Raw genomic sequence first — 20,748 nt, 5'->3', positions numbered from 1 at the left:
TCAAAACCCAGAGACCACAAGCATCTAAAGTGTTTTATATATATATATGTATGTTGCTGGCCTTGAAGGAGATTACAAGCTCAATATCACGGCTAAGACTATTTGAACGGCAGTACCCCATTAGCGGTGACAGGCGATTATCGAGCTATTGCAGATCGAAAAATATAAGGGACCCTGTTCGGTTTATTAAAGGAATACGAAATCTCAACCCGAAGGGCTGCCGCGTGGCAGCCCTTCGCGTGCGAACGGGTTGACTAATATAAGGCTGAACGCCTGGGGGCCATCTCTCTCTGCTGGTTATTATTTCAATGCCTCCGCAACGGAGGAATCCTGGGTCATGGTTGTATACCAATTCGGGTAGAGCGGTGCAGGGCGGGTCAATTGCTCCAGCCGAGCGATTTCTTCTGATGTCAAATTCAGATCGGCCGCATTCAAATTTTCCTCCAGCTGCGCGGCTTTGCTTGAGCCTATCAGCACGCTGCTCACATGAGACTGTGCCAGCAGCCAAGCGAGCGACACTTGTGCCGGTGTTGCGTCATGAGCACGAGCGATGTCAACGACCGTATCAAGAATGCTGAACCCCCATTCTTTGTCAAGCGGGATAAAATCAAAGCCGCTCAGTCTGTTATTCGGATCCTTCAGATTGTCGCGGGTATATTTGCCGCTGAGGAAACCGCTGGCCAGAGGACTCCATACCGTTAATCCGACCCCGGCGCTCTTCATGAAAGGAACCGTATCGTGCTCGATATCTCTGCCGACTAAGGAATAGTACATTTGCCCGTTAATAAAGGTGGCTCATCCGCGTTCACGCTGCATCTGAACCGCCTGTGCAGCCAGCCAGGCCGGCCAGTTGGAATAGCCGATGTACCTGATCTTGCCCTGCCGGACAAGATCGTTAAGCGCCTCCAATGTTTCTTCCAAGGGAGTGAATGGATCTGTCTTATGAACGATATACAGATCGATATAATCGGTGTTTAAACGGGCCAGGCTCGCCTCGCACGCAGCGAACAAATGCTTGCGGGACAGACCTGCCTGAACAAGGCCCGGGCCTGATCGAAATCCGGCTTTCGTGGCGATGACCGTCTCCTTGCGGCGTGCTCCCAGCAGCCTTCCCAGCATTTCCTCGCTTTGCCCATCTGCATAACCGTCCGCCGTATCGAAGAAATTGATGCCAGCGGCGAGTGCCTGATCTATTAACCCCTGCGCATGATCTTGTCCTACCTTGTACACGCTTGGAATATTTCCCGTGCCAAATGTCATTGCCCCGAATGCCAGCCTGGATACGATTAATCCGGAATTGCCCAATTGAACGTATTTCATATTTTCCCAGTCTCCCGTTTTGTATGGCTTGAACTTCGCTTGAATCAAATTATACCTGGCGGAACCCAGGTTCATCTTGAACAAAACAACCGCATTATTGTACAAAATTCTCATGCCACGCCTGTAACCCGTTGGTTATCACGGGAAGGATACGGTAAAATGATAGAGAACTAGGTATTTTTTCGAGACTCTACTATGAAAAGGGGATGGTTCCTTGCCAGATTCACCTGTTGCTACGAATGATGCTTCGGGGTGGTCCGAATTGAAAATTTCGGCCTGGGAGGGCGTCTCCCCGCAGGAAGCGTTCGAGCCGGCTCTGGACAGCCATCTGATTGTTATTCATAAAACGCCGCAGCCGGTGCGAGTGTTTGAACGGGCTGACGGATATCATGGAGAAGGCATTGCAATGCCTGGCCACATTAATTTGTTCTCGGCAGGTGATATGTCGTACTGCAGGTGGGATGAAGAACTTTCCTTTCTGAGGCTGGACTTGTCTCCGCTATTAACCGCGAAAGTCGCCGCCGAGCTGGAGCTTCCTCTTGGAGGCGGCACGGCCATTGATTTTGGAAGACAAATCCGGCTGCAGGACGATCGGGTTGTGCAGGTAGCCCAGTGGCTGTACGAAGATATGAAGAATGGCGGGCCGGGAGGCAAGCTGTATACCGATTCCCTTATTCGGCTCTTGTCCATGCACTTGCTGCATCGGTTTGGTACGGCTTCCTCACGTCAAGCGGCTTCCCCCAGACAGCTGGCCCGAAAGCAATTGGACGGAGCCCTGCAGTATATTCATGATTATTTGGAACAGGATATTTCCCTGGATGATATTGCAGCAGCGGCGCATGTAAGCCCATCCCATTTTATGAGGCTGTTCAAAGAGGCTACAGGGCTGCCGCCTCACCGGTATGTCATTCAAGAGCGAATCCGCAAAGCCCAGCATCTGCTGCTCGGCGGGCGTCCCATCCATGAGGTTGCCGCATCGCTGGGGTTCAGCGATCAGAGCCATTTTCACCGCCATTTCAAACGTATCCTCGGGGTCACTCCCCGTGAGTTTGTCCTTAATTTTCGTTAGCGGTTTGATCCCCATTAAAAAACGAATTAGTAATGCTATCCTTACAGACCGAATCGTCCCAATATGTTAAAAGTAAAGCAAAAAAGCATTCTTAAGTCACACCAATTGCTGTAAGTGCGGATAATTTACCATCGTAAAATGAAAAGAACGCGGGACCTGCTTCCCGCGTTCTGGTTTTGTAATGCCGGATTAACTTATCCAAACCTCTTTCCACCACCCGGTCTCAATATCCCATTGATATTCCCAGTAGGCAGTGTCCTTAATTTCCAGCGACTCCAGGGTAGGCGGCTTCCACTCTTTTTTCTTGACTGCGGCATCGTCTGCATCATTCACTTTTGTCCCATCTCCTTTGATTTAAAAACTTCCGGAGCCCGAAAATTGACCAGTCACAAAATTCATTGAGTTCTGTTGGCCTGGTATATCAGAGAGACTTGTACTGTAATAACGTACATAATGTACCTGGCCGGCCATTATCGCAATCGGACCCGTATATGTGATCCGGGGTCCCTCGTTGATCCAATAGAAGGTGTCCTTCACTCCTGATCCGCTGGGGTCACCAAAGGCTTTGAGAGTAAGAGTGAACCCGCTGATGTACTGGTTCCCGGCACTATTTACTGCAAAAATCGGATCAAGATGATATTTCGTGATGGGGGCTGTTTTATTTTCAATGTTTACAGTCATTTGATTCCTGGCCTCGACATGCCCCGCCCGGTCAATACTCCAGAACTCAAGAATATGGGCTCCGGGACCACCGTCAATGACGGCGTAGTGGACGTCTCCCCGATACGTCTTTTTGACAGGACCGCCATCAACGGTATAATACGTCCACTCCTCTACACCCGAAACCGTATCACTCGCTGCAAAATGAACGTAAGCGTAAGGTTGATAGGGCTCGTAGGTAATCTCACTTACAGCTGTAACAGGCGGGCTCTTGTCGACCGAGATGAAAATATCAGCTTCCCCCGTATTGCCGGCGGTGTCTGTGGCAAACCCATGGATGTAATGCCCGCCTTCTGCAGATACAATCTGAGGCGGGGAAATCGTAGCAACCGGCGTCTCATCATTATCTTCTGCTATAAAGGAAACCGTTACATCGTCCGTATACCACGAACCGAGATACCCCCCATCGACATCGGGAGGCCGACTGGCCACAGCCGTCACCGCAGGAGGCATATCAACAAGATTTAATGCAATGTCAAGCGGCGCTGAAGAAGCGGCAGCTTGGATTGACGAGCTTCGGTACCCTTCGGCTGATACTGTAATCTTATAATTGCTGTCAGGTTTGTTAAAAAAGACGAAAGCACCGATATTGCTCGTATAAGCTACAGAGCCATCGCTCAATTCTACCGTTGCGGCGTTTAGTCCGTAATACGCGGATGCGAAATATCCAGTTACGGTACCATAGATGGTATGAGGAGGGGCTGGAATTTCAATAGATGCGTGATTGCCGATTCTTACATCGGATAATGAGCTGAAGCTCGAGTCTGTATTGACTGCTATTTCCAATGCTGTATGCGGTGTTGCGTTATATTCAATTTCATAGTGACCGTTGGAATCGGTCATGTCCGAGCCCAATTCAATCCACCAGCTTGAGCGGACCCGGAATCCCACGCTTACCGTGTGATCGGGAACGGCAATACCATTCAAAGTAATCGTGCCCTCGATCTTCTCGATCATGGCCGGGTCATACTGGAAATCGAAAGTGGTTGCCCCAATTCCGATGTCTTTCATTACCGGGTGGCCTTTAACGGTAAGCACAACAAGATTCGTGAAGTCACTCCGGTGAAATTCCGGAATTTCATAATGTCCGTTTTGATCAGTAGTCGCACTGGCGGTCTCCGGTCCAGGAAAATGACTATTGGCATAGGCGGCAAAGACCTTTAGACTGGCCCCTTGAATGGGCAGACCATTCTCATCGGTAATGGTTCCCTGCAAGGGGGCATAGGTTACGGGATCCGCAGCAGCAAAGCCGGCATTGAAATTGAGCAGTTGAATGGCGAACACTACTAAAACGACCAACTTCACAATATACACTCTGGGTAAAACTGTTTTCATCTCAATCCTCCTTTTCGTTATAAAGGTAAGTTTCATTCTTTATAAAGAATACCACAAATTGGTGTTGAAAAGTGGGAGCTATTAACAATTTAGTGAGCTGTACAATTTCATGAAAAAGTTGCTGAAAAGTGATAATTGGCAGCTTATCCAGCACTTTTCAAAATTCTGTAATGGATGATTAGAATGCCTGTTTCAGCATCCGTTCGAACATCGCAGCCGTACCCCGTTGAGATCCTCCACTTCGAGTCCGGTCAGGCTTGACCTTCACATGATGTGATGGATTAGAGTATCAGATACGGAATATGATTTATCGAAGAAAGATTTTACGTGAAGGAGACGGACAAATGATCAGTAAAATGAATCAGGAAATCCCCCGAATTGCCCTGGTTACAGGAGGCAACCGCGGTATAGGGAGGGAAATCGCCAGGCAGCTGGCTTTGAGAGGGCTGCAAGTATTGATCGGCTGCCGGGATGAAGACAAGGGACGGCATGCAGTTGAAGAGATGCGTCAGGAAGGACTGGCAGTTGAGCTGCAGGTCGTCGATGTGAATGATCCGGTAAGCGTCAGCAGGATGACAGAGAGAGTAAAGCAACAATATGGACGTCTGGATGTATTGGTAAATAATGCTGGAATCATACGGGATTACGGCGTTTCTGTGTTGGATGTGAAAGAGTCCGTAATAAAGGAGACATTCGAGACTAATTATTTTGGCGTATTGCGAATGATTCAAGCTGTTGTTCCTTTGATGAAAGAACATCAGTATGGACGCATCGTCAATCTGTCATCTGGCCTGGGAGCTTTTGAGATTCTGGAGGGATTGTTGGGTCTTAAGGGATCTTCGTCAGCCTACCGCATCTCCAAAACCATGGTCAATGCCTTGACGTGTTTAGCCGCACAGGATGTGGCCGGAACAGGTATCAAAGTCAACGCCGTTTGTCCTGGAAGGGTACAAACGGATATGGGAAGAGAGGCTGCTTCCCAGGCAGCCGCAGAAGGCCTGCCTGCTCCCTTGACGGTTGCAGAAGGAGCAGATACGGCCGTCTGGCTGGCAACTCTGGATGAAGAAGGTCCAAGCGGCGGATTTTTTCGCGAGCGCAAGCCTGTCGCTTGGTAGAGATTTATTTTATATTGAAGCATCGGGGATCTGTCGTTTGGCCAGCCCTGCCTGAATAAACAGGAGGACTATTGCTGCTGCCAGACAGGAAGTGGAGAATACTGCCATATCCAACAGGCCGCCGCTTTCTTCATTGAAGAATAAGAGCAGCCCCAGATTAATAAGTGCATGAAACGTTGTCGCGATCAGAAGATTATTCCCTCCCGCGTCACGCAGCAGCTCTCCCAGGATAACTGAAATGGAGACCGTGCTTATGATGAACAGGATGGCATACAACCATCCTTCGGAGAAGACGCCAATATGCCATATCCCCCAGAACAGTCCGACTATGATGGATGAGAGGAGTACACTGAATCTGGTCTGCAGCATGGGCTGCATGAAACAGCGCCAACCCAACTCTTCACCGGCAGCGCCAATAAATTGGGCAATGACAATCAGCCAGAACGGCTGCGGCAATGCGGATGGGGAGATGTAGTCAAGCGGATGCCCGGATAGCTTACACCAGATAATTGCTGCTGCGAATATAAAGACGACTATCATAATCACAGCCATTAAACGGCGCAGGACGATGGGGTTTAGGCTAAGTCCGGTAGAGAAAGAAGGGCGTTGTCCGCCGGAAAAAAGCAGCAGGGCAGCCAGGACGCCAAGTGCCGGTCCAAACTGGGTCAATTCAATGACGACCTCAGGGATGCCCGTGCCAGGCTGTATGATCCCCAGAACCAGTGAGGCAATTGAAGTGATTGCATAGTAGATGAAGACCATTAGAGCCAATTTAGATCCGGACATGTGTTTATTTTCCATGGTTTGCTTCCTCCAGGTGCTTATCTTCAAATAATTCATCATGACGTCGTGATAGCGCACTTGTTGCAAGTAGCCGGCTCTGCTTGATCTACTCCGTAAATAAACTATAAGCTGTAATCCGCCTGATTCTGAACGATACCAGCATCGAAACGAGGTAGGCCAGAACGGCAAGTCCAATGCAAAGCGCGACTGCAAGGGGAATGTTGACTACGAACTGAACGTTATGAATACCGGCGCCGACCAGCAGCAGCGACAGGACCTTATTGGTGTACAGCCCTCCCAGCACGCCTCCGGTAATCACACCGGCTATCACTACCGGAACGTAACCCAGTGCAATCTGCGTCATCAACTGGAACGCCGTATACCCTGTCGCCTTCATAATGCCGAATTCCCTTTTTCGTTTGTAAATCATGGCCTTGATCACGAGATAGAGAATCAGAGTTACGACCAGTACCGTTATGGCAAGTATCATAATCATGATGGCAAATACGGCGGATATATAAATGCCGCTCTGGCTGCCGAGCATTTCATCGACATCGGTAATATCCTCTGTCTGATTGACATACCGGGCTTTGAGGCTTTGCATAAAACGCTCGTTATCTATACCCTTCAAATAGACATTGATCGTCTTAATGGCATAATCAGGGATTAAATGCTGTATGCCAGTCAAGGTTAAAGAGGCGATTTGTCCTAAATTGTTAATGGATTGGCTTAACCCGGTAACCAGAAATGAATACGATTTGCCGTCCGCTTCCACATTGACGGTATCGCCGATATTTTTGTGAAGCCGCTTGACCACCATCCAGGATAAGGCGATTTCGTTATCGAACTGCGGATACCGCCCTTCATAAACGTTGTTGTTATTCAGCTTGCTGTAATCATCCGAAATATTCGTATAAAAAGGTTGATCGTCAATTCTCACGGTGATCATGTCCAGTAGAGAAGTCTTCGAAACACCGTCCATTTGATCGATATTCGCAGTCAGCATTTTGCTGTCCGTACCGGATTTGGCCATAACCATGACATTGGACGTCTCCGCCCCGACAAGATGGAGGAAAGCCGTCTTATCTGCCGCAATGTTGTAATACAGCACGACGGAGAAGACAGACGCAAAGGTGACGGCTGCAAAAATCGCGGCAATCATCAGATTCTGTCTGCGACTGGCCATCATGGTTTTGCAGGCAAGCATGAAGTGAAGGCCGCCTCCGGTTTTCTCAAGCGGAAAAAAGTTCTTCTTAAAGCTGTGCGTCATAATGCCGCCCCGCAGCGCCGCGACAGGGTGAAGCCTTCTGATCCGCAGAGTGGAGAGCAGCGTCACCGTGAGCACCGACAGGGCAAGGATCAGCACGCTGGCCAGATTAAGGGAAGCGGCAAAGCTGTAAGACCACAGCAGTCCTGTTAAAGAAGAGACAATACCGCCGAATACGGGCATTATGGCATAAGAGCCCGCGGCACCTGCAATGCCGGCCGCAAGGGTGATCAGCACAAATTGCAGCGTGATAGAGGTGAGAATCTGTCCGTTTGTATACCCTGTCGCCTGAAGGACGCCAATATTCACGATACCGTCATTGATGCTGTTCGTTACGCGGAATTTGATTACAATAAGCGAGACGAGCACGATGACAGCCGCAAAAGCAACCAAAATCATGGCGATAATATTGATCGTCATCATTGCGCTTTGCATCATTTCCAGATCAGCCGCCCAAAAGAAGGGAACGGATGTCCCCACGGCCGGATGAGGAAACTGCTTGTTGTAGTCGTCCAGCAGCCGGGACGATATCGCACTGTCAGCAAAGATCGCGGATATCAAGGTGCCGCCGGCCTTCTCTCCCAGCTCGCCGGACAATCGGAGATAAGCGGATTCCGGCAAAAAGAATTTCATCATGCTCATGTTGTTTGTTCCCATCATCGTTGCCTCAAAAAATCCCGCGACCCGGTAATGATATTCCTTGTCCAGATACGTAATGGTAATGGAATCGCCCAGCTTGTAGCCGCCGCTCGACTTAAAGCTGTACGAGATATAAATATCGTCGCCCTTGGCAGGCTCCAGCTTCTCAATCAGCTTCATCGGCGCAATTGTCCGGTTGGCATCCGCATTGAGCAGGGCCGTACCAATGCTCAGGTCGCTGTCGCCATAACGGAACTTGGCCGTGCTCATCAGCAGGAAGTTTTCTGTTTCGGCTTCCTTCACGCCCGGATAAGCGTGGAGAAAACTTCCCTGGTCTTCTGTATAGTCCGCGCGTTCTCTGACGATACTCAAGTGCGCATCGTGCAGCTCCTCCACCTTATCCTCATAAAAGGTATTGATTTTGAAAATAACCGTCAGTCCTATGTTCAGAAGCAGCCCGGCAATAAAAATCAAAATGAACAGAGAGATTGCCGCACCTTTGCCTCTTCTGATATTGGCCAGGGCAAGATTACCGATATTCATCGTTACCACCCCATGCCGGCAAGGAAAGCATTTAGCTTCTCATGCCTCGTCTGATTATGCTCCGCGAGAAAAGCGCCCAGGCTCAGGTCTCCGCAAATGACACCGTCACGCAGGTAGAGTACTCTGTTCCCCCGCAATGCTGTTTTGAGGTCATGGGTGACCATCACAATGCTCTGTCCATTGAGGTTGACTCCGGTCAACACATCCAGTACACTGTCGCTTGCGGCAGAATTGAGCGCGCCCGTCGGCTCGTCTGCAAACACGATTCGCGGGCTGTTGATGAGCGCGCGGACGATCCCTGCCCGCTGCGCCTCGCCACCGGACAGCTGAGAGGGAAATTTTCCCCACGATGCCTGGTCGAGCCCCACCTGGGTCAGCAGCTGTTTGGCTCTGGATACGACTTCGCGCTTGTTTTTATTGACCAGCAGGCCGCTCGCAAGCGCGTTATCCAATACGCTCATGTTGTCCAGCAGATGGACCTGCTGGAACACAAACCCGCAATGATTTCGTCTAAATACCGCGAGCTGATCATGATTAAGCCTGGAAATATCACGATCTCCAAAATGGATGGTGCCCAAAGTGGGTTTATCCATACCGGAAAGCGCATAGAGCAGAGTCGATTTTCCCGAACCCGAGCTGCCCATAATGACAGTAAAGTCACCTTCCATCAGACTGATATCAAGATTTTTCAGTACATGCTGCTGTATGCCGCCGTTGGAAAAGGTTTTACATAATTTCTCGGTTCTCAATATTGTGCGTTGCACGGGGCAGCTCTCCTTTATCGACGCTTAAATTCAATTTCATCCGATTCCATACAAAATAAGACTGTAAAGTAGCTTACAGTCTCATTATACAAAGCAATTCTTAGTCAAGCTTTGCCGAATCCTTAACCGTTTCTTAATTCGTCCCCGCCAGTTTAATTCTAAGTGTAACCGTAAAGCCGTCATCCCGGTTATGGCAGACAATATCGCCCTGCATGCTTTGCATCAGATATTTGGAAATGAATAGTCCAAGCCCTGATCCGTTTTGCCCTCCTACATTGCTTCCCCGGAAGAATTTGTTGAACAATAGAGGCAGCTCGTCTTCATGAATGCCGTTTCCGTAATCCATGATATGAAGCTCCAAATGGGGATGGCTGAGAACGGAGGCAATCTTGACAGAGGCGCCGGCATACTTATAGGCATTGCTTAAAATATTGTCAAATACTTGCTGCAGGCGGGCTGCGTCCATTAAGAGAATACAGTCGGGAATCGGGTCGTATTGGATTTGATCGTCAAAATTTACATTGGCTATGATAGAGTCAAGGACCTGGCTAAGCTCCTCGGTGACGGACACCTTTAATTCCTGCAATTCTTCTAACGTCGCATGGAACATGTCGTTCACCAGCAGATTAATCTGCTCAGCTTTGGAATAGATCGTGTTTAACTGCTTGATCGTTTTCTCGTCGGCAGCGCGCATCAGCATTAATTCGCTTACCGCCTTAATGGATGCCACCGGCGTTATGATGTCATGGCTTAAGCTGGCTACAAGCTCCTTCTTGCTGCGGTTGGCCTCGTATTCGCTCTGCCGGGCTGCCGCCAATTCCTCGCGCATCAGATCAAAGCTTTCCGTAAACGCGCCGAACCGATTATTTTTGTCCATTTTCAAAGGGATGTCCAAGTTGCCCCGCGCCACATTGAGGGCGAAGCTCTTCAGCCTTTTGAAGGGTTTAAACACCGTTTGATTCATGTAGATCAGATATAATATACACAGCAGGATGATCATCGAGAATGTTGATATAATGACAAATATAAGTTTCTTCTTGTCATACTGTACCTTCGCTTCGTAATCATTGTGAATCATCAGCTTCCCGACAAGGTCGCCATTCAGCTTCACATCCACGATCGTATTCCTGTTTTTGAGCGCTTCATTCAGGGTCAGGGAAAGACCGCTGGCTGTCTGATAAAGGATGCTGCCGTCGTTGTCAATAACGACGAATTGCTCCTGCACGGCACTGTAGTTTCCCTGCCCGAGATGTCCCCAATAGCGTTCAACCGTTTTTACCGCCTCATTCACGGCCACAACGTCCACATCCGTATTCAGGTTCGTATTGATCATTTGAAAAGATAGAGCCAAGCCAGCGGCAAAAACAATAAAAATCGTCGCGATCAGCCCTTTGGCTCTCATTGCCCGCGATCCTCCAGCACATACCCGGTTCCCCATACGGTTTTAATATATTGCGGTTCATTGGGGTTGTCTTCTATTTTCTCGCGCAGATGCCGGATATGAACATTAAGCGTTCCATCACCTGCGAACGAATCGCCCCACACCTTTTGGAACAGCTCCTCTTTGGTTATTACCCTGTTTTTATTTCCCGCCAGGTAGCAGATCAGCTTATATTCCAGCGTCTTAAGCCTGATCTCCACACCCTTTACATGGACACGGTGCAGCAAGCAGTCGATCTTGACCTGGCCAAATTCCAGCATTTCAATGGGGCTGGCATTGCCGTATCTTTTAAGCACAGCTTTAACTTTGGCAAGCAGTATGCTGAGTGTGTAGGGCTTGGGGATGTAATCGTCGCCGCCAATATTGAGCCCGATCAGGATATCGTCATCGCTGGTGCGGGCGCTGATAAACAGAATGGGAATCTGTGTCGTTTGCCTCAGCCTTTTGCATAACTCAAAGCCGGAGGAGTCCCCGAGATTAATATCCAGAAGGATAAGCGAGGTTTCATTTTCCTGCAAAAAATCCAGGCAAGCCCCCGCGCTTGTCACATAAGCGGATCGGACATCGAACATATCAAAGTACTCGCAGGTTGCCTCTGCGAGTACCGTCTCGTCATCTACAATTAAACAATCATATTTCATAGCGGGAATCAGCCTTTTTTCCGCTGCTGCTGAAGCTGGAGCTTCAGGGCTTTGTATTTGTTCACTCCGACTCCCACCAGGACTAAGCCGATGGCGAGCAGGATAATGCCCATCGGCTTGTTGACGTAGATCATGTCGACAATGCCGAAGATGACGAGCATCACGCCGAACACTGCAATGAGGAGCGGATTGGCTGGTTTGGATTTCATGGGACAAGCACCTCGTCTGTGAGTTTATATTTATCCACTCCAGTATAGCCCAAATGGCGGTTGTCCGCAGAAAAAACGAAGCGGGGATCAAGGATATGAAACATTAAGGGGGATCTGGGTTATAATCACGTTAGACATAGCGGGATTAAGAAGGGTGATGGCGATGAGCGTAATTCGTATGGAGAATGTAACCAAAAAATATGAAGATACATTGATTTTTCGCGATATCTATTTTCGTGTGGGCAAAGGAGAGCGCATCGGTCTTATTGGACGCAATGGCGCCGGTAAATCTACTGTGTTCAAGCTGATCCTGGGCAAAGAGGAGCCTACGTCCGGAAAAGTGGAAATAGATCCCCAGGTCAAAATCGGCTATTTCTCTCAATTCTCGGAAATGCAGGGAAGCATGTCTGTGCAGCAGGAGCTGGAAATGTGCTTCGAGGAGGTTGCGCTGATCGAACGGGAGCTGCAGGAAGTAGGAGAGAAGCTGGGCCTTGTTACGGATGATGGCGAGATGGAGGGGCTGCTGGAGCGGCAGGCGAAGCTTTTTGAACAGATGGAGCATTTGGACGGTTGGAATGTGTCCGTGGAAATCAATACGGTTCTAACCAAGCTGGGATTCGATGACAGGTCCCGCAATCAGCCCGTCAATGAGCTGTCAGGCGGATGGAGGAACCGCGCCGCGCTCGCCAAAATCCTGATTGAGCTTCCCGATGTCGTACTGCTCGACGAGCCGACGAACTTCCTGGATCTGGATGGTCTGGTGTGGCTGGAGCAGTGGCTGCACCGCTACAATGGCGCAATGATTCTGGTATCTCATGACCGGCAGTTCATCGATAGAGTGGTTACGCGTACGATTGAGATTGAGAACTATCATTTTCAGGAATACGAAGGGAATTATACCGATTTCATCCGAAAAAAGAAGCTGCGCAAAAAAGAATTGATCCGCCAGTTCGAGTGGGAGGAAGAGCTGCTCATCATGGAGTCTGAGGCGATCGACAGCCGCGCGAACAAAAAAACCTCAAAAGACAGGCTGTCGCGTCAGCTGGCTGACCGGAAGAAGCGGATTGAGCCTCATCCGGTTAACGTGCTCATTACCGACATTTATGAGAAATTGCGGTTCCCGGACAAGCTGTGCGAGCTGAAGCAGGTAGGGCAGACATATGGAGACCGGCGGATATTCCAGAACGTAAGCTTCGATATCCAGAAGGAGGACCGCCTGGTTATCGTGGGTCCCAATGGAAGCGGAAAGTCCACACTGATCAAGGTGCTTACGGGACAGGAACAGCCCGACTCCGGCGAAGTGATCTGGGAGAAAGGCGTCAGCTACGCTTATTTCAACCGGATGTGGGATGAGCTTGATCTTAAGGATACCGTCAGTCATGCGGTGAATATTTACGGCCTTGGACTGGATGCTCCCCGGAAAAAAGTGAACAAGTTTCTATCCATGCTGCAGTTCTCGGAGCTGGATCTGGGCAAAGTCATTGGCACCCTTTCCGGCGGCCAGATGGCCCGGGTGGCTCTGGCGAAATGCCTTCTCTCGGGAGCAGCGGTCATCATACTGGATGAGCCAACCAACCATCTCGATCTGACCAGCATACAGGTCATGGAGCAGGCCTTGATTCATTTTCCCGGAGCTGTAGTTACGGTCAGCCATGACCGGTTTTTCATCGATAAAATAGCGACAAAAATGCTCGCGTTTGATCCTGAATCCGGAATAAGCGAGCAGAATGTATAGATTGTAAGCGAATGAGCGGGGGACATTGGCTTTAGTGCTTCACGGCCAGCCGGCGGCATTCATGGTCATGGCAGCAGGGACATCTGTCGGGGAGATTATGGTCCAGCGCAGAATCGGTTTGTTGTTCTATCCTTTTTCCAAACAGCTCCTGTTCATGGTGCCGGGAGATGATCTCATGGTATATATCACTGAGCGGTGGTGGATGAGTTTCATGAATGGGAGGATCGTGGGGAATCCTCAGCTCCCGGTTGCTTGTTCTGCGAATAGGCAGATTGCTTGAACAAAATTTCACGATAATTAGCAGCAGCAGAGCCAGGCTTAGCATTACTATTCCTGATTTCCATGATGATGTTAAGACCAGGACAAGGACAGAGAAAATAATGGCAGGATAAATAAAAAGGCAAGTAAAAAGAAGGATCAGAGGTTTTAATAAAAAATTCATGCGCCCCTCCTTTTATTCGTTGGTTAGTTTATTAGTATGCTGTCAGGGGTTATCCCTATTTTGGCGAATTATTTTTCATTTTGAGGGGAGTGGTGTGGTATGAACAATATCCAATCTGTGGTGGCCGTATCAAGAGGAGTATTGTTTTAGAGACAGAGGAGCCAGTCCGATTCCTCTGTGAAGTCAACCTCGGGAGGAAATGTCCATGGGAATTATTCTAAAGCCGGTGTCTGCCGGGAACTGGTATGATTGTACGAAGCTTAAAGTCAAGACAGAGCAGCTCGGTGTTTTTCCGGCACCTGTTGTTTACTGGATTGCCGAATCCAAATATATAGATGAATATGAACTGCAAGCCGTATATCGGGATGAAGAATTAATCGGGTTTATTGTATTCTGCAATAAGCCGGATAACGACGGAAACTACTGGATACCTGCCTTCATGATCGATGAAAAGCATCAAGGCAAGGGCTACGGGAAAGCGGCAATGAAAAAACTAATCGAACTCATGAGCCTGATGAAATGTAAAAAATTAATGATTGGACATAGACCCAATAACGGGATTGCCGGGAGCCTCTATGAATCCTTGGGGTTTAATAAGGTCAGTGAAGAAGTAATAGACGGTGAAATCATCCGTTTGCTTCAAATTCCCTAAAGGCAGGACATCGCGATACAAAAATATCTTTACTCTACTTCGATTAATTGTTATTCTTTTTCCAATACTTAAAATGCGATGATGAGAAAAGTAAATGAAGCATTCTTCCACAGAGAGCTCCGGCAGCTGAAAAGGAGTGAGGAATCCTTTATTGAAGAAAGCCTCTGAGCTGTACATCGGAACCTGTGAGGGGATGGTGTAACAGGAGCTCCTGTTATAGAGCTAGAGTATAAGCATCCTCGATAGAGATGCCGTACTCGAAGAGGCGGATATGGCGACATATTTGCGAATCCGGGTGGTACCACGAGCATATTAATCTCGTCCCTGAGACTTTTTACAGTCTTGGGGGTGAGATTTTTTTTGTTTTCATAATCGGCATGCGGAAAGTTTATTCATACTAAACAAGGAGTGACTCAAATGTCCAGATTAAGAGCGGCAATCGTTGGAGCAACGGGAATGGCCGGGCAGCAGTTCGTGCAGGCATTGTCCGATCATCCGAATTTTGAAGTAGTTACTATGGTTACATCAAGAACGTTGAAATCGTATGACGAGGCATTGCTGGAAGCAGACGGATCATCGAGATGGACACAGAATACGCCGGTTCCCGGAGATATGTCGGGAGTTCCGGTAGTCTCTTCCAGGGAATTCCGTCCAGACTCTGTCGATGTTATTTTCACGGCGATTGAATCCGATCTTGCCAAAGAGCTGGAGCCCTGGTTTGCCCAAACGACCCCGACCTTCTCGACGGCATCCGCATTTCGTTACTTCGATGATACTCCCCTTCTCATTACCGGAGTCAATGATGATCATGCGGAGTTAATCCGCAAACAGCAGCAGGAACGCAGCTGGAAAGGCTTCGTTCTGCCTGTTCCCAACTGTACGGTGACTGGACTTGCGGTGACGTTAAAACCGCTGCACGAGCATTTTGGAATTCAAAATGTACTGATGGTCTCCATGCAATCCGTAAGCGGCGCCGGAAGAAGTCCCGGGGTTCGTACTCTGGATATTCTGGATAATATCATCCCGTACATCCCGAACGAAGAGGGGAAAGTCAGGAAAGAGCTTTTGAAAATACTCGGCGGATATTCCAGTGAGGGCATTACTCCGGCGGAGATTAGCATCAATTGTATATGTACGAGAGCGAACGTACTCGATGGGCACACGGAATCCGTGTTTGTCGGTCTGAAGAAACAGGCGGATTTAACTGAAATTAAAGAAGCCATCAATCGCTATAATCCCTTCGACAGCTGCAAATTACATTCGGCTCCCGAGCGGATGATTCATCTATTTGATGACCCTTTTCGCCCTCAACCCCGCTTGGATCGCGAGCTGGGAGGCGGAATGACAACAAGTATGGGGAGACTGGAAGAGGAGCCGGTGCTGGGTGGCGTGAAATTTGTCCTGGTCTCCCACAATACGAAGATGGGTGCGGGAAAAGGCGCAGTTCTGCTCGCTGAATCGATGCTGGCGCGTGGTTTGCTGAACGTGTAGTGCCTGGATATCAACGGAACGATACGGCAGCGCAAATAATAGCAGCGGCAGTTCTCAGACTTTATTTTATGAGTCCGAGTCTGCCGCTGCTTCTTTAATGGAAATACCTGTTACGGTCAATTGGAACGGAAGCTTTTATCTGTGACCATGATCCCTGGGCATAAGGCAAAATAGAGGATAAATCAACGTGGATGACAGCGCTGCGAATGTGATCAGCGCGCCTGCCAGATCCAGCGTCATCAAGACGAATACGAGATACAATATCGGTGTGAACAGCAGGATGCCCGGCAACGCGAACAGCGTGGATACCCAGCTCCTGGCCCCTTCGCCCACCAGGTAAGATGCATTCAGCCCGATCAGGCTGAACAGAAGCGGCCATGTGAACAGGTAGCTCCCACCCGGCAGATACAGGGTCGTCGCTGCGCAGAGGAGTACCCACAGCAGCAGCGTGCCGACCCACAGGTTCTCAGCCTTCACATAGCGCGAGCACCAGCGGATTAGCAGAACCGTTATCAGCAGCATGAACAGCAGCAGGCCGATGAAATAGTACGTACTGACACTGGGGTCTTTCACGATTGATACATAATACGGATGCGGCACGTTAGCTCGGAGAATATTCCATACCAAGCTGACTGCCCCGAATACCACCGCCAAACTAAGCAGGGACACGAGGAAGCCGCCTGTAAGTCCCTTCAGGCTCAAGCGGCGCCGATACAAGCCGTGCCATACGGTAAGGGTGAATAACAGAACGCCGATCAGCATGAAACCGAACGCCCAAGATTCCGGATAGCTGACCATGCTCCAGCCGAGGACATTAAAATAAACCCGGTTTTCCTGCTTCACGTCGTTCAAATCCAACTGGCCAAAATGCTTTGTCAGGCTAAGCATGTAGTTTCCTTGATGCTGGAGGCTGGAACGATCGAGGTTCCCCGGCGTATCAATCTCCTCATGGTACGCATTCAAGCCCATGCCGAAGGCGAAATTCAGACCGGGCAGCCCGCCTTCGCGGAATTCCGTCAGATCGGTATCGTTGGGCATTAATTTATAGACGTTATAGATCAGGGAGTAAGCTACCGGTTGAGGAGCCGCCTTTATAAATTCCTGGATCATCCATCCGTTCTGCTCGCTCGTCTCGAACATGAAGGAAGGCCCTTTATTCCCCCGCGCTTCAAAATTGAGCACCATTCCGACATCCTTGGCTGAGGGATGCTCTTTCATAAATGCTTTTGCTCCCAGCATGCCGAGCTCTTCGCCGTCTGTCAAAAGCAGCAGAAGATCATTCTTAAGCGGCCCCGATGCTTGAAGCGCGCGTACCGTCTCCAGCATTGCCGCAATTGCCGAGCCGTCATCGGCAGCTCCCGGACCTTCCGGAACAGAATCATAATGCGCCGCGAGCATAACAGCCTTGCTGTTGTCCGTACCTGGAACACGCGCCAAAATGTTCTCGATGGTTATGGTCTGCACGTCTGTCTGGAGATTGGGCCGATCCGGCCCGCTTGTCAGCCCGGACTCCAAACCCGGTGTGACCTCCACTCGCTGCACCTCCGGCTTCAAGCCCAAGCCTTCGAGCTCCGCCAACAAATAATTCCGGACCTGGTTATGCGCAGGAGAGCCCACTGGATGCGGTTCCTTCGCAATGACGTTTAGCTTCTCTATCGCGCGGGATGCAGAAAATGTGTCTTCAGGAGCATCGGGCCCGGCGGGCTGCGGGGCCCGAATTTGAAGCAGTCCAATGAGCATTGCACCGAACAGTAGAGCCAGGATACAAATTCGCTTCAGCCACCTGGCTGCACCCGAGCCGGCTGCTGGTTTTGTAGTGGTCGATATCGGATGATGGGGGGACACAAGATCACTCCTGATTTATAAATTTTAGAAAATTTGCAAACGATTTCATTAGCAGGTGCGCTGCCTATGATTGGCGGCGTTCCGAAGCTGCATCAGGCTTCTTCCATGAATTCGACCTCCTGAGCTGAATTATACGGGGGGGGGAGGGGACAGGAATGACCCTGAGAATGAGTTCGCTCCCGTACTTTGGTCGAGGGCAGACCAGCGGGAAACAGCATTTGCCGGGCAGGGGCAGCTTTAAAAAGTTGATTGAACAAACGGGCAGGAGACTTCGAAGGCTGTGGTAAAATAGGTTGTAAAAGCCTTATACTTGTGGAGAAGGGAATGAAGGCTGGAGGAGGTAATACATGAATTTTTCCAAAAAAGATGTTTTGTTAGATCAGCTTGCCGCATGTCATAATGACCTGAGCTGGTTTCCTACGTTTCTTGATTCCGTACAGGGGCTGACAGCAGAGCAGGCGGGCTGGCGTAGTGATGGTTCCAGTCATTCCATTTGGCAGCTTACCGGCCATCTGACCTATTGGAATGAAAAATGGCTGAGCTACTTTACCGGTAAGGAAACCTTCATAACAATTGGTAATAATAACGATAGCACCTTCGAAATAAAGGAAGAAATGAATGAAGAAAACTGGAAATCCGCGGTAGATAAACTGGATGCGGCATTCTTGGAATTTCGTAAAGTGATCGCGGACTCGCCTGAGTCAAAGCTGGACACCCACATCCCCAATTACCCGGATGAATGCCCCTGGTGGGCGGCCATCTCCAATCTTTGTACCCATAATGCGTATCATATTGGTCAGATTGTATTAATGCGCAAACAACAAGGCTGGACAAATAAATAATCTATACTTAGACAAACCTTCAATCGACGCGATTGTCCAGATCAGCTTCGATTCCGAGGAAGAGATGAGGAAGGCGCTGCAGGCCGACAGCTACAAGAAAGCGCACAAGATGCGCGAGGAATACATGAGGGAAACCTCGGTAGGTATTCACTCCGCTGTCGTCGACAAAATGCTGAAGCTGGTTTAGATGAAGAAGATCATTGAGGAGGAGCTTGCTATGGCGGCTCCTCTTTTTTTTGTGACTATAATCGCCTTATTTGTAACTAATTTCATTCGGCAGCGTCTAATCATAAGGAATTATATTCCCATGACTTGCTTAGTCTTACACTCGAGAGGAGAAACCGTTAAATGAAAAAATGGCTGATTCGTTTTAGTATGATTCTGTGTCTGGTTCTCTTGCCCTTCAATGCCCTGGCTGGAGCAGCATCATCCAATGTCGAGAATTTCGATGCTTCATCGCTAATCAAATCCGACGGAACGTTATGGGTCTGGGGCAACCAACTATCCGTTCCTGCCCAGATACCAGGGATCGCGGATGTTCAAAGGGTATTTTCTGAGCAGTTCATTATGAAGAAAGACGGTTCTATCTGGCATTGGGAGCGGAATTTTTCAACTTCCGGGATACAAATATCCCCTGTTGAGACACTAAAAAATCTCACTCATGTATATTCCAATGGAAGCGAATCCCTGGCCATTGATGCAGACGGCAAAACCTATTTAATTCCTAAAGTCCAAGGCAAGCTCCAATTGGGGGAGATCACAGCGCTGCCGGATATTGAAGATGTCGCGGACGTTAACTTTTACTATGAAATTCAGGATCAGCGCTGGATCCCGACATGGGTATTCCTGAAGCGTGACGGCACGGTATGGAGAAGCTCAGATTCGCTCAAGTCGTTTGAAGCCATCCAATCGCTTTCGGATATTGTGCAAATCGCACAGAACATAGCCGTCAAAAAAGACGGAACAGTGTGGTCCTGGCCATCGAAGTTCTCAGAAGATCAATTGCCGGCCGGCCCCTTGTCTGCAGTCCAAATGACTTCACTGACGCATATCAAACAGATCATAACCAATGGCTCCACTGATTCTTATGCCGCTTTTGCCGTAATTGACGATAAGGGCAGCGTATGGTTTTGGGGAGCGACCACCACTGGCATGTCAGATGGAACGACCTCCCATCAATCGCCTGTACCGCTGCAGCTGACCAGCATCAAGGATGCCCGGTCCGTCTTTTTCGTTGAACAGTCCTTAATTGTGCTTACACATGATGGAAGCATATATGAGACCTCGGTCCATCGTGAAGCCATGCCTGCTAACCCCGATTTTACATTATTGGCGTCTGATGTGAGTCAAGTCAAGGCCGGAGATCGTCATGTGATCCTGCAAAAGTCCAATGGCGGACTTTGGGGATGGGGCGTAAACAAGAATGGCGAGCTGGGAAGCGGGGATTACGAGTTCATGCATACAACACCCGTTCAAATGCAAAAGCCGGTTTCCATTCAACTCAATGGAGAATCTGTGACAATGACGAGCGGCGTCATTATCCGGAATGGGCAAGCATTCATTCCGCTCCGTTCCCTGTTCGAGAAACTGGGAGCTAAAGTAACATGGGACGTATATAAGAAAATTGCCACTGTCAGCCGCGCGGCCGTTCAAATTTCCGTTGATTTTAATGGCGATACGAAATTGAACAATGTAGCGGTAAAGCTTGAGAACGATCCGTTTATACTAAGCGGCGCCTCGTATCTGCCGCTGCGTTTTATCAGTGAATCGCTGGGGGCAAAAGTCGAATGGGTGCAAGCTGAGGACAAGATTACCATCTCGATGAAATAGTATCCCGAACAAGGGAAATTTGCAGACGATTACCATTATGCCGAGAGGCAGCCTGATTGGAGGCA

The 20,748-nt window shown here is 49.2% G+C and carries 18 protein-coding genes, 1 pseudogene and 1 other annotated feature; of the genes and pseudogenes, 8 read left to right on the top strand and 11 right to left on the bottom strand.

Features of this window, described 5'->3' with window-relative positions; all coding sequences use genetic code 11:
- Window positions 1-300: 300 nt before the first annotated feature.
- Window positions 301-1,320 (bottom strand): annotated as a pseudogene (locus AC0YOA_RS27005) (aldo/keto reductase).
- A gap of 214 nt (window positions 1,321-1,534) precedes the next feature.
- On the opposite strand from AC0YOA_RS27005, the gene AC0YOA_RS27000 reads away from it, so the two are divergent.
- A complete protein-coding gene (locus tag AC0YOA_RS27000) occupies window positions 1,535-2,389 on the top strand; it encodes an AraC family transcriptional regulator (protein WP_475789275.1) in 855 nt (284 codons plus the stop codon).
- A 189-nt stretch (window positions 2,390-2,578) separates the two neighbouring features.
- On the opposite strand, the gene AC0YOA_RS26995 is transcribed toward AC0YOA_RS27000, so the two are convergent.
- Window positions 2,579-2,722, bottom strand: coding sequence for a hypothetical protein (locus tag AC0YOA_RS26995; RefSeq protein WP_210044073.1), 144 nt, complete (start codon window positions 2,720-2,722; stop codon window positions 2,579-2,581).
- A gap of 21 nt (window positions 2,723-2,743) precedes the next feature.
- A complete protein-coding gene (locus tag AC0YOA_RS26990) occupies window positions 2,744-4,444 on the bottom strand; it encodes a carboxypeptidase-like regulatory domain-containing protein (RefSeq protein ID WP_475789274.1) in 1,701 nt (566 codons plus the stop codon).
- A 344-nt stretch (window positions 4,445-4,788) separates the two neighbouring features.
- Here AC0YOA_RS26990 and AC0YOA_RS26985 point away from each other — a divergent pair, with 344 nt between their 5' ends.
- Window positions 4,789-5,559, top strand: coding sequence for an SDR family oxidoreductase (locus tag AC0YOA_RS26985; protein WP_475789273.1), 771 nt, complete (start codon window positions 4,789-4,791; stop codon window positions 5,557-5,559).
- Between the two features lie 9 nt (window positions 5,560-5,568).
- On the opposite strand, the gene AC0YOA_RS26980 is transcribed toward AC0YOA_RS26985, so the two are convergent.
- From AC0YOA_RS26980 to AC0YOA_RS26955, 6 genes are all read right to left on the bottom strand, one after another.
- Window positions 5,569-6,360 carry a CPBP family intramembrane glutamic endopeptidase gene (locus AC0YOA_RS26980; protein ID WP_475789272.1) on the bottom strand — a complete coding sequence of 264 codons (792 nt, stop codon included), beginning with the start codon at window positions 6,358-6,360 and terminating at the stop codon, window positions 5,569-5,571.
- Between the two features lie 88 nt (window positions 6,361-6,448).
- The gene (locus tag AC0YOA_RS26975) at window positions 6,449-8,791 is read right to left on the bottom strand and encodes an ABC transporter permease (protein ID WP_475789271.1); all 2,343 of its coding nucleotides are present in this window, start codon (window positions 8,789-8,791) and stop codon (window positions 6,449-6,451) included.
- Window positions 8,792-8,793: 2 nt separating this feature from the next.
- On the bottom strand, window positions 8,794-9,555 hold the full coding sequence (locus AC0YOA_RS26970; RefSeq protein ID WP_475789270.1) for an ABC transporter ATP-binding protein: 762 nt from the start codon (window positions 9,553-9,555) through the stop codon (window positions 8,794-8,796).
- 133 nt (window positions 9,556-9,688) lie between these two features.
- Window positions 9,689-10,957: a HAMP domain-containing sensor histidine kinase gene (locus AC0YOA_RS26965; RefSeq protein ID WP_475789269.1), complete on the bottom strand. Its 1,269-nt coding sequence runs from the start codon at window positions 10,955-10,957 to the stop codon at window positions 9,689-9,691.
- A complete protein-coding gene (locus AC0YOA_RS26960) occupies window positions 10,954-11,637 on the bottom strand; it encodes a response regulator transcription factor (protein WP_475789268.1) in 684 nt (227 codons plus the stop codon). The genes AC0YOA_RS26965 and AC0YOA_RS26960 overlap by 4 nt, the downstream gene beginning before the upstream one ends.
- 8 nt (window positions 11,638-11,645) lie before the next feature.
- A complete protein-coding gene (locus tag AC0YOA_RS26955) occupies window positions 11,646-11,846 on the bottom strand; it encodes a hypothetical protein (protein WP_210044076.1) in 201 nt (66 codons plus the stop codon).
- A gap of 163 nt (window positions 11,847-12,009) precedes the next feature.
- Between AC0YOA_RS26955 and AC0YOA_RS26950 the strand changes: the two genes are divergently transcribed.
- Window positions 12,010-13,581, top strand: coding sequence for an ABC-F family ATP-binding cassette domain-containing protein (locus AC0YOA_RS26950; protein ID WP_475789267.1), 1,572 nt, complete (start codon window positions 12,010-12,012; stop codon window positions 13,579-13,581).
- Window positions 13,582-13,612: 31 nt separating this feature from the next.
- Here AC0YOA_RS26950 and AC0YOA_RS26945 read toward each other — a convergent pair whose 3' ends face one another.
- Entirely contained in the window at window positions 13,613-14,023 is a 411-nt protein-coding gene (locus tag AC0YOA_RS26945; RefSeq protein ID WP_475789266.1) for a hypothetical protein, read from the bottom strand.
- A 205-nt stretch (window positions 14,024-14,228) separates the two neighbouring features.
- On the opposite strand from AC0YOA_RS26945, the gene AC0YOA_RS26940 reads away from it, so the two are divergent.
- Together AC0YOA_RS26940 and asd are read left to right on the top strand one after the other, a co-directional pair.
- The gene (locus AC0YOA_RS26940; protein ID WP_475789265.1) at window positions 14,229-14,675 is read left to right on the top strand and encodes a GNAT family N-acetyltransferase; all 447 of its coding nucleotides are present in this window, start codon (window positions 14,229-14,231) and stop codon (window positions 14,673-14,675) included.
- Between the two features lie 69 nt (window positions 14,676-14,744).
- Window positions 14,745-15,004, top strand: a binding site (T-box leader).
- An 88-nt stretch (window positions 15,005-15,092) separates the two neighbouring features.
- On the top strand, window positions 15,093-16,166 hold the full coding sequence (asd, locus tag AC0YOA_RS26935; protein ID WP_475789264.1) for an aspartate-semialdehyde dehydrogenase: 1,074 nt from the start codon (window positions 15,093-15,095) through the stop codon (window positions 16,164-16,166).
- A gap of 135 nt (window positions 16,167-16,301) precedes the next feature.
- On the opposite strand, the gene AC0YOA_RS26930 is transcribed toward asd, so the two are convergent.
- Window positions 16,302-18,011, bottom strand: a complete 1,710-nt coding sequence (locus AC0YOA_RS26930; RefSeq protein WP_475789263.1) for a M20/M25/M40 family metallo-hydrolase — start codon at window positions 18,009-18,011, stop codon at window positions 16,302-16,304.
- Between the two features lie 347 nt (window positions 18,012-18,358).
- Here AC0YOA_RS26930 and AC0YOA_RS26925 point away from each other — a divergent pair, with 347 nt between their 5' ends.
- From AC0YOA_RS26925 to AC0YOA_RS26915, 3 genes are all read left to right on the top strand, one after another.
- Window positions 18,359-18,853 carry a DinB family protein gene (locus tag AC0YOA_RS26925; RefSeq protein WP_475789262.1) on the top strand — a complete coding sequence of 165 codons (495 nt, stop codon included), beginning with the start codon at window positions 18,359-18,361 and terminating at the stop codon, window positions 18,851-18,853.
- 64 nt (window positions 18,854-18,917) lie between these two features.
- Entirely contained in the window at window positions 18,918-19,040 is a 123-nt protein-coding gene (locus AC0YOA_RS26920; RefSeq protein WP_475789261.1) for a hypothetical protein, read from the top strand.
- A 161-nt stretch (window positions 19,041-19,201) separates the two neighbouring features.
- Window positions 19,202-20,683, top strand: coding sequence for a stalk domain-containing protein (locus AC0YOA_RS26915; RefSeq protein WP_475789260.1), 1,482 nt, complete (start codon window positions 19,202-19,204; stop codon window positions 20,681-20,683).
- Window positions 20,684-20,748 lie beyond the last annotated feature (65 nt).

This window comes from Paenibacillus sp. JT22N12, assembly GCF_056269365.1.
The sequence above is the reverse complement of the archived record's forward strand: the minus strand, read 5'-3'. Positions and strand labels throughout refer to the sequence as shown.

Excerpts from the sequence above, each read along its gene's own strand:
- AC0YOA_RS26990 (WP_475789274.1), bottom strand. The coding sequence starts at position 4,444 with ATGAAAACAGTTTTACCCAGAGTGTATATTGTGAAGTTGGTCGTTTTA.
- AC0YOA_RS26985 (WP_475789273.1), top strand. The coding sequence starts at position 4,789 with ATGATCAGTAAAATGAATCAGGAAATCCCCCGAATTGCCCTGGTTACA.
- AC0YOA_RS26980 (WP_475789272.1), bottom strand. The coding sequence starts at position 6,360 with ATGGAAAATAAACACATGTCCGGATCTAAATTGGCTCTAATGGTCTTC.
- AC0YOA_RS26975 (WP_475789271.1), bottom strand. The coding sequence starts at position 8,791 with ATGAATATCGGTAATCTTGCCCTGGCCAATATCAGAAGAGGCAAAGGT.
- AC0YOA_RS26965 (WP_475789269.1), bottom strand. The coding sequence starts at position 10,957 with ATGAGAGCCAAAGGGCTGATCGCGACGATTTTTATTGTTTTTGCCGCT.
- AC0YOA_RS26960 (WP_475789268.1), bottom strand. The coding sequence starts at position 11,637 with ATGAAATATGATTGTTTAATTGTAGATGACGAGACGGTACTCGCAGAG.
- AC0YOA_RS26955 (WP_210044076.1), bottom strand. The coding sequence starts at position 11,846 with ATGAAATCCAAACCAGCCAATCCGCTCCTCATTGCAGTGTTCGGCGTG.
- AC0YOA_RS26950 (WP_475789267.1), top strand. The coding sequence starts at position 12,010 with ATGAGCGTAATTCGTATGGAGAATGTAACCAAAAAATATGAAGATACA.
- AC0YOA_RS26945 (WP_475789266.1), bottom strand. The coding sequence starts at position 14,023 with ATGAATTTTTTATTAAAACCTCTGATCCTTCTTTTTACTTGCCTTTTT.
- AC0YOA_RS26940 (WP_475789265.1), top strand. The coding sequence starts at position 14,229 with ATGGGAATTATTCTAAAGCCGGTGTCTGCCGGGAACTGGTATGATTGT.
- asd (WP_475789264.1), top strand. The coding sequence starts at position 15,093 with ATGTCCAGATTAAGAGCGGCAATCGTTGGAGCAACGGGAATGGCCGGG.
- AC0YOA_RS26925 (WP_475789262.1), top strand. The coding sequence starts at position 18,359 with ATGAATTTTTCCAAAAAAGATGTTTTGTTAGATCAGCTTGCCGCATGT.
- AC0YOA_RS26920 (WP_475789261.1), top strand. The coding sequence starts at position 18,918 with ATGAGGAAGGCGCTGCAGGCCGACAGCTACAAGAAAGCGCACAAGATG.
- AC0YOA_RS26915 (WP_475789260.1), top strand. The coding sequence starts at position 19,202 with ATGAAAAAATGGCTGATTCGTTTTAGTATGATTCTGTGTCTGGTTCTC.